The sequence below is a fragment of the Micromonospora sp. NPDC049060 genome (assembly GCF_040649055.1).
Lineage (GTDB): Bacteria > Actinomycetota > Actinomycetes > Mycobacteriales > Micromonosporaceae > Micromonospora > Micromonospora reichwaldensis.
Genome location: NZ_JBEZEV010000022.1, coordinates 70225 through 78405, shown reverse-complemented (window position 1 = coordinate 78405; position 8181 = coordinate 70225). Strand labels below are relative to the sequence as shown.

General features: G+C 70.2%; 7 protein-coding genes and 1 pseudogene. 4 read left to right on the top strand and 4 right to left on the bottom strand.

Annotated elements, in window-relative coordinates:
* The first annotated feature begins 225 nt into the window (after positions 1-225).
* Positions 226-1053, top strand: a complete 828-nt coding sequence (locus AB0B83_RS12055) for a peptidoglycan-binding domain-containing protein (protein ID WP_357578181.1) — start codon at positions 226-228, stop codon at positions 1051-1053.
* 115 nt (positions 1054-1168) lie between these two features.
* Here the strand turns inward: AB0B83_RS12055 and AB0B83_RS12050 are convergent, their stop codons facing one another.
* Entirely contained in the window at positions 1169-1918 is a 750-nt protein-coding gene (locus AB0B83_RS12050; RefSeq protein WP_357578180.1) for a D-Ala-D-Ala carboxypeptidase family metallohydrolase, read from the bottom strand.
* 317 nt (positions 1919-2235) lie between these two features.
* On the opposite strand from AB0B83_RS12050, the pseudogene AB0B83_RS12045 reads away from it, so the two are divergent.
* Positions 2236-2715 (top strand): annotated as a pseudogene (locus AB0B83_RS12045) (M23 family metallopeptidase); the annotation flags it as partial.
* Between the two features lie 345 nt (positions 2716-3060).
* On the opposite strand, the gene AB0B83_RS12040 reads toward AB0B83_RS12045, so the two are convergent.
* Positions 3061-4200, bottom strand: a complete 1140-nt coding sequence (locus AB0B83_RS12040) for a DUF3103 family protein (protein ID WP_357578179.1) — start codon at positions 4198-4200, stop codon at positions 3061-3063.
* A 460-nt stretch (positions 4201-4660) separates the two neighbouring features.
* A complete protein-coding gene (locus tag AB0B83_RS12035) occupies positions 4661-6766 on the bottom strand; it encodes a prolyl oligopeptidase family serine peptidase (protein ID WP_357578178.1) in 2106 nt (701 codons plus the stop codon).
* Between the two features lie 162 nt (positions 6767-6928).
* On the opposite strand from AB0B83_RS12035, the gene AB0B83_RS12030 reads away from it, so the two are divergent.
* Positions 6929-7138, top strand: a complete 210-nt coding sequence (locus AB0B83_RS12030; RefSeq protein WP_357578177.1) for a type II toxin-antitoxin system VapB family antitoxin — start codon at positions 6929-6931, stop codon at positions 7136-7138.
* Positions 7135-7554, top strand: coding sequence for a PIN domain nuclease (locus AB0B83_RS12025; protein ID WP_357578176.1), 420 nt, complete (start codon positions 7135-7137; stop codon positions 7552-7554). The genes AB0B83_RS12030 and AB0B83_RS12025 overlap by 4 nt, the downstream gene beginning before the upstream one ends.
* Positions 7555-7600: 46 nt before the next feature.
* Here the strand turns inward: AB0B83_RS12025 and AB0B83_RS12020 are convergent, their stop codons facing one another.
* Complete coding sequence (locus AB0B83_RS12020; RefSeq protein ID WP_357578175.1) at positions 7601-8140, bottom strand: PIN domain-containing protein; 540 nt, start codon at positions 8138-8140, stop codon at positions 7601-7603.
* Positions 8141-8181 lie beyond the last annotated feature (41 nt).

Here is an 8181-nt window from a genome sequence, read left to right as displayed (position 1 = left end):
GACCAGCCAGCGATCGTGCTACGAGCTGAGGGACTCGCCCAGCAGTCGACTACTTCGCTGGTAGCGATCCGGGGTGTACGGCAGCATCCTTCTCGGCGGGGCCCCTCCAATCGTCCGTTAGCCGCATCAGCGTCGAGACATTCCCCTTCCCGGATCCCGTGGTCGTCGCGCCCCCGGCGGATGCGTTGTCGGCCGCCCGGACCGGACAGATCGCACGGAGGAAAAGTGGTTACAAGAAGGAACCTCCTCATCGCTGCCGGCGCGGCGGTGGCCGCCACCGGCCCGCTGGCCCACCCCGCCGCGGCCGCGCTGCCGCAGGTCGACATGGAAGCGCTGATCAAGGCAGCGCAGATCGACCCGCGCAGGTTGGACACCGCAATCACCGAGGGAGCCAGGGACAGCGTCCTGCTGGTGGAGCGCGCGCTCCAGGCCAGAGGGCTACTGTCGTCGACCTACGTCGACGGGCACTTCGGCACCAGCACGATCGCCGCGTACGCGGCGTACCAGCGGTCACTCGGCTACACCGGCCTCGACGCGACCGGCCTGCCCGGCCAGACGTCGCTGCGGTTGCTGGGCGAGGGGCGCTACACCGTGGTCAGGGCGATCTCGCCCGGCAGCGTGGTGAGCCTGCGTGGCGTACGGGTCAACACCCGCACCAGATCGATGTTGTTCGAGGCTGAGCGTCTGCTGGGCTGGCAGCTCACCATCACGCAGGGCTCGTACAACACCGGCGTGGGCGCTTCCGCGGGCACCCACGACGGCGGTGGCGCACTCGACCTGTCGGTCAGCGGGCTCTCCTCGACCACCCGGACGGCGGTGCTGCGCCGGCTGCGCACCGTGGGCTTCGCCGCCTGGCTACGGACGCCGAGCCAGGGTGACTGGGGCTACCACATCCACGCCATCGCACTCGCCGACACCGACCAGTCGACCGGTGCGCGAAACCAGGCCGGCGACTACTATCTCGGCCTCAACGGACTGGCGAATCGGGGCCCCGACGACGGTCCGGTGGTCAGCCCGAAGCGCACCTGGGAAGAGTACCAACGGACGCTCTGACGGGTCGATCGACGGCCTGGCCGCCAGGTGGGGTCAGCGTGGTGACGGAGACGTCGTGACGCACGCTGGGCCCGACCCCAGTTCGGGGTCGGGCCCAGCCGGACCGGGTCAGTTGTCAGATGCCGCAGTTCGGAGCGACCCAGCTCCACTTGTTGGTGGCGCCGTCGTCGTTGTTCTCGTACCGGCTGTCGGCGTGGATGTGGTCGTGGTGATCCGGGTAGCCGGGGCCGAGGATTCCGCTGAATCCGTGGTAACGGGCCTGCTTGCCGATCGTGCAGAGGGAGACGCTGCTCGACCAGATGTCAGCGGCGTTGCCCCAGAGGTGCTGGCTGTTGCTGGCGCCGCCGATCTGGCTGTTGCAGGAGTAACTCCGGAATCCCCGGACGGACAGCGGCTTGTCGCCGAGAGCGTGCCGCAGCGCTTCCAGCTTCCACATGATGCGCAGGATGTTGGCCTGGGTCGCCGCCGCGGAGAGCGGTCCACCGGAGAAGCCGCTGGAGCAGACGTTGTCCATCTCAGCGAAGCTGAAGTGGATGGGGCTGCAGTCGTCGTCCTGCAGCGAGTAGATCTTGTTGAACGTCTGTGTGCCGGCGATACCGTCGGCAGCAAGCCCGTACGCCGCCTGGAAGCGCTGCACGGCGGCCTTGGTGCCGGGGCCGTAGACCCCGTCCACCGCGACGATGCTCTGGTAGCCGGGCCAGCCGGCCACTCGGATCTGCAGCTGGCGGACGTCGTCACCGGACATGCCCTGGGAGAGTTGGCGGCCCCACGTGTAGCAGCCGTCGGCGTACGCGGCGGATCCGGTGGCACCGATGCCGAACACGGTCGCGGCCAACGTCATGGTCAGCGCCAGAACGGCACGCACTAGAGGAGATCTGCGCATCAAATTCCTTTCCGACAGGGTCGACGAAGTCCAGTAGAGCTTGTCCGCCACCCCAGCGTCCGTCAATATCGACGGACCCCTACTTGTCTCGCGCGTCGGCCACACGTCCTGAACCGCGAGGGGACGGCGATGGCAAGGAAACTCCCTCGATCAGCCAGCGACTGACTGTTGTTCACCGCCGGTGCCATCTCTATGATCTTGAGGCGCAAGACCATCGGAACCCTTCTATGCAAACCCCAGGATGACTCGTGCGATCGTTCAGATCCCTCGTCACGCTCGTGGCCGCCCTCGCCACAGCGCTGACCGCCACACTCTTCGTCGCCTCCCCTGCCCAGGCGGCCCCGAACTTCAAGGCGCCATACCCCTGCGGACAGCGGTGGACGTACAGCCACCACAGTGCCGAGGTACGCATGGCCCTCGACTTCGTCCGCGCCGACGGCGGTAGCACCGCCGGCGCCCCGGTGCTCGCCTCCGCCGCCGGCACCGCCACCCGCCACTGGCAGTCCGGCGGTGCGGGCAACTACATCGTCATCGACCACGGCGGCGGCTGGAAGACCTACTACTTCCACCTCGCCGCGTTCTCGGTCAGCCACGGGGCGTGGGTGAACACGGGACAGCAGATCGGCACCACCGGCAACACCGGCAACTCCTCCGGCGCGCACATCCACTACGAGCAGCTCTACAACGGCGTCGGCCAGACCATCAGGATCAACGGGGCCGCGCTCGCCTACCCCGGCTCCTACCACCAGTACCACCTCACCAGCGACAACGGCTGCGGCGGCGGCACCGCCTTCTGGACCTGGGGCTCCGGCGTCCGTGTCCGTAGCGACGCGTACCTGTGGGCGTCGACCGTGACCTCCCTGGCCGGCCCCACCCTCGTCAGCGTCATGTGCCAGAAGCAGGGCGACACCGTCTACGCCGAGGGCTACGTCAACAACTGGTGGTCGCGACTGCGGGACCAGAACGGCTTCATCTCCAACATCTTCATCAGCCATCCCGCCCAACAACTGCCGGGCGTACCCATCTGCTAGCAGTACTCGTGGCCCGACTGGCAGCCGCGGAGACGGGTCGGGACCCACGGTCCACGCCGCAGCCATCCGGCGTGGACCGTGGGCCGTCCGGGGTCAGAGCTGCGTCACCCAGTACCGGGCGACGTCCATCCAGCCGTTGGCGCCGGCGCCGTGCTTCCGGCCGCTGCTGCTGGTGCTCAGGGTGTACCAGGCGTCCACGAAGTCCGGGTCGTCGGTGTACCAGGAGACGGGAATGGCGTCAAGGATCGCGTTGACCAGCGGGATGTACGCGCCACCGTCCACGATCACCAGCAGGGCGTTCGCGATCGCCTTGACCAGTGCCGAGTAGTTGGTGTCCCCGTCGTCCTCCATCATGACCACGTCGGCCAGGTTGTACTTGTAGGACGAGAAGTGCACCAGAATCTGGTTCGGGTAGTAGATGGTGCCGTCGTGGTCCAGGTACGGCATCTGCACCAGGTCGACCTTGACCTTGCCGTCCAGCCCGAACCCGGCCACGACGTTGTAGATCTCGGCGGCGTCCTTGATCCAGGGCTCCTTGTCGTCGCTGAGCCGGACGGCGTTGACCTTGGTGGCCCAATAACCGGCCGAGGCCGTCACCCCGCCGGCGGAGGTACCGGACGCGGGCCGGGCCGGGGCCGCCCGGCCGATGCCCCTCTCGCCCAGCTCCTGGCGCATCAGCGCCAGCCCCGCGGCGAGCGCCCGCTCGGTGTCCACGTCCACCACGAGCACCGGCCGCTGCGGCACCCGCGCGGCGTCCAGCACCACCGTGCCGCCGGAGCGGTCGTAGGCGTGCACGCTCGTGGCCGAGTCGTCGATCGGGGTGGCGGCCACCAGCGGCGTCTCGCCGCGGGCCAGCGCCGCGCGCATGTCCGGGTGGGCCAGCCGCAACCGCAGCAGCGAGCCGGTGCCGGCCGGCAGCCCCTTGGCGGTCAGCAGCCGCTGGTTGGCGGCGCGGAAATCGCCGGCGAGCCGACCGTCGACGCCGGCGGCGAGCAGGTCGACCGGGCCGTCGGCGGCGGATGCGCCCAGCCGGCCCAACTCGGACCGGTCGGCGACCGCCACCTGACGGGCCACACCGTCGAGGATGCCGGACACCGGGCCGCCGGCGACGGCCGCCGGCACCGGTGCGACGTGGTCGGGTCGGGCGTACGCCGGGGTGGCGACCGCCGCGGTCAGGGTGGCGACCGCGATGCCCAGCGACAGAACTGCACGACGAAGGTGAGGTGGGTTCACGTGGACTCCTCTGCGTCTCCCAGCCACCGCTCGTGACGGCGATCGAGAGATTGACGGCGATAACTATATAGGTATACGTCGACCAGGGAGCCGTCAACGTCGCCGTGAACAGTTGACTACGTGCCGCAGGTCAGACAGCCACGAACGGGACCATATCGTCGAGCACTGTGGCGACCCGGCCCAGATCCGCCAGGCGAGCGGCGAGTGTGGCCGATGCTCGCCGTCGTGGTCGGGCCAGAGCAGGCACCGCCGGCCCACCGGTCAGGCCCTACCCAGCAGCACTCAAGCCGCGCACGATCTCAATTGGTCCATCACTGCTAATCAGCGTCGGTCACCTGCCACGGTTAGAGCTATGAACTTGTGGCGTCGAAGTGGTCTTGACATCGATGTCCCCGCCGGCCCTCCTGGACAACTTGACTGCTATGGCCGCAGGAGCCTGTCCTGCCCGGTCTCCGTGTGCTTACCGGTCGGGTGTCCTTCGCACGGGCTCGACGTCGTCCGGCACGAGTTGGCGCGGCAGGCGCCGTTGCGCCGGCCCGGCCAGCTTCCGCCACAGGAACTCCAGCGTCAGCGCCCAGACGAAGGCGCGCTGCTCGTTGTTCGCCGCCGCGCCGTGCCCGCCCTCGACGTTCTCGTAGTAGGACACGTCGTGGCCGTGCTCGCGCAGCCGGGCCGCCATCTTGCGGGCGTGCCCGGGATGCACCCGGTCGTCGCGGGTCGAGGTGACGAGCAGGACCGGCGGGTACGCCCGGTCGCCGTCGACGTTGTGGTACGGCGAGTACCCCCGCAGGAACTCCCAGTCGGCCGCCACGTCCGGGTCGCCGTACTCGGCCATCCACGAGGCGCCGGCCAGCATCCGGTGGTAGCGCCGCATGTCCAGCAGCGGCACGTGCGCGACTACCGCCCCGAAGAGCGACGGGTGGCGGGTGAGCATCACCCCCGTCAGGAGGCCGCCGTTGCTGCCGCCCTCGACCCCGAGCCGCTCCGGCGTGGTGACACCCCGGCTCACCAGGTCCGCCGCCACCGCCGCGAAGTCCTCGTACGCGCGGGGCCGGTTCTCGCGCAGCGCGGCGCGGTGCCACCCGGGGCCGTACTCCCCGCCGCCCCGGATGTTCGCCACCACGTAGGTGCCGCCCCGGGCCAGCCACCCCCGACCGATCACCCCGCTGTAGTGCGGGGTCAGGGGGATCTCGAATCCGCCGTAGCCGGTGAGCAGCGTCGGACCGGCGGGCGCGTCCGGGTCGCCCACCACGAAGTACGGCACCCGCGTGCCGTCGGCCGAGGTGGCGAAGAACTGCCGTACCGCCAGGCCGTCCGCGTCGAAGGACGCCGGCGCCCGCTTGAGCGTCCCGACCGCTCCGCCGACCTGCCCGAGGCGCAGCGTCGCCGGCTGGAGGAACCCCTCCGAAGCGAGCAGGTAGGCGTCGTCGTTGTCCGGGTCGGTGTCCACGACCTCGCTGTTGTCGAACTCCGGCACCCCGGGCAGCGCCTCCCGCCGCCAGCCCTTCCCGTCGGGCGTCAGCACCTCCAGCCGGCTCTTCACGTCGACGAGGGTGGCCAGGATCAGCCGGTTACGGGTCCAGGACCAGCCGCTGAGCGCCGTACGGTCGTCGGGGCGGAAGAGCACCGTCATCTCCCGCTCCCCGGCGAGGAACGCGTCGAACCGGGTCGCCAGCAGGGTGCCCGCGGGGTGGGTCACCCCGCCGACCGCCCACGGCGAGCGCGGCCGGACAAGCAGCCACTCCCGGTGCACGTCCCACCCGGCGTCCTCCGGCACGGCCACGGGGATCCGCTCCCCCGTCGCGGTCAGCAGGTGCTGCTCGGAGCGGAAGAAGTCCAGCCGGCGGCCCACGAAGTCGCGCTCGAAGCCGGGCGTCGGGTCGTGCGAGGCCCAGACGGCGACGTCGTCGGCGTGGCCCTCGTGGACGATCTCGGCCTCGGCCAGCGGCGTGCCCCGCCGCCACCGCCTGACCACCCGGGGATAGCCCGAGGAGGTCAGCGAGCCCGGCCCGAAGTCGGTGGCGACGTAGATCTGGTCGGCGTCGATCCAACCCACGTCGCTCTTCGCCTCGGGCAGCGTGAAACCGTTCTCGACGAAGACGCGCCGGTCGAGGTCGAACTCGCGCACCACGACCGCGTCGCCCCCGCCCCGGGAGAGGCTGACCAGGGCGCGCCCGTAGCCGGGCCGCAGGACCGTCGCCCCGCCCCAGACCCAGTTCGCGCCCTCCTCGGCGGCCAGCGCGTCCAGGTCGAGCAGCACGTCCCACTCCGGCTCCGGCCGGCGGTACTGCTCCAGGGTCGTCCGTCGCCAGACCCCGCGCGGGCGCGCCGCGTCGGTCCAGAAGTTGTAGTAGAGGTGGTCGCCGCGCCACCCGGGGTAGGGGATGCGGTCGTCCGCGTCGAGCACCTGGCGGAGCTCGGCCCGCAGGGCGGCGAACGCCTCTCCGCCGGCCAGTGCGGCGACGGTCTCCGCGTTGCGGTCCCGCACCCACCGCGCGGCGTCCGCACCATCAAGATCTTCCAGCCAGAGGTACGCGTCGTCGCTCCCCGCGGTCAACCCAGCCACCTCGCCACTATCCCCGACGGGCGGACACATTCGGACCCGGCCGGCTGTCGGCATGGCGACGTCCTGCCACACGTGGCGTTCCGCCGGCCCGCCCGGTGACGTGATATCAAAACCTCGCCATGTTGATATCATGGCGAGGATCGCCTATCGAAGGAGTCACCCGTGAGCCGGACGATCCTCGACGTCGACGACGAGCTGCTCGCCGAGGCCAGCGAGATCCTCGGCACCACGACGAAGAAAGCCACCGTCAACGCCGCCCTCAAGGCTGTCGTCGACCGCGAGAAGCGGCGGCAGTTCGCCGACTGGCTCAAGAGCGGAGGACTACCCGACCTGACGGGCCCGGTCGACGCCACCAAGCCGGACGCGGCGTGAACCACGAGCACTACCTGTTGGACAAATCGGCCCTCGCCCGCTGGCCCAAGCCCCGGGTGGCCCCGGTGCTCGAAGAACTCTCCGAACGAGGGCTGCTCGCCGTGTGTGGGGCCGTCGAGATCGAGGTGATCCACAGTGCTCGTACCGCCAAGGACGCCCAGCGTGCACGGTGGATGCTGAGCGGCTTCCGGTGGCTGCCGATGACCGACGAGGTCTGGGATCGGGCGATCGACGTCCAGGTGCAGGCACTGCACAAGGGCAACCACCGCGCGCTGTCGATGGCGGATCTGCTGATCGCCGCCACCGCCGAGCGGCACGGAGTCACCGTCCTGCACTACGACGGGGACTTCGACCTGATCACCGCGATCACCGGTCAACCCACCACCTGGGTGGCCCCGGCCGGCACCGCCGACTGACGCCGTAGCTGCCGCCCCGCCCGCCGTTGCGGTCGACTCGACCGCGTCAGTCCCAGGTTTCGCCGATGTCGAAGACGTCCAAGCCGGGCGGCGCCGCAGCCTCGATGGCCTTCCGGTCCCGGGTCACCAGACAGCAGCGGTAGAGGATCGCCGTGGCGATCGCGTGCGCGACGTCCAGCGACACGGTGAACGCGGCCGCGATGCGGGCCACCCGCCGACTCGTCGCAGCGTCGTAGACCGCCACCTGGATGTCACGGTCCTCCGTGAACAGCAGATCAAGCATGGCGGCGGCGGGCGTGCCCGCGAGTTCGAGCTGCGCCTGCCCGAGACAGAGCGCCGGAATCCACACCTGCTGGTCGGGATCCTCCTCGGCCAGGGTCAGCATGGCACCGGGCTCGACGCTCGCGCCCGACGCGTACGCCAGCAGGGCGGAGGTGTCGAGGACGAGACCGCTCACGCGGCGGCGGTCCCCTCGTTGTCGAACTGGCTGAGCCACTCGACGGTTGCGGGCGTGCTGCTCGTCACTGACGGGCGCGAGAGCCGCCAGGCGGGCGCGGGTCTGCTCGACGTCCTCGTCGGTGACCACGTAACCGAGCTGCGCCCACTCGGTCGCACTCCAGCCCACTA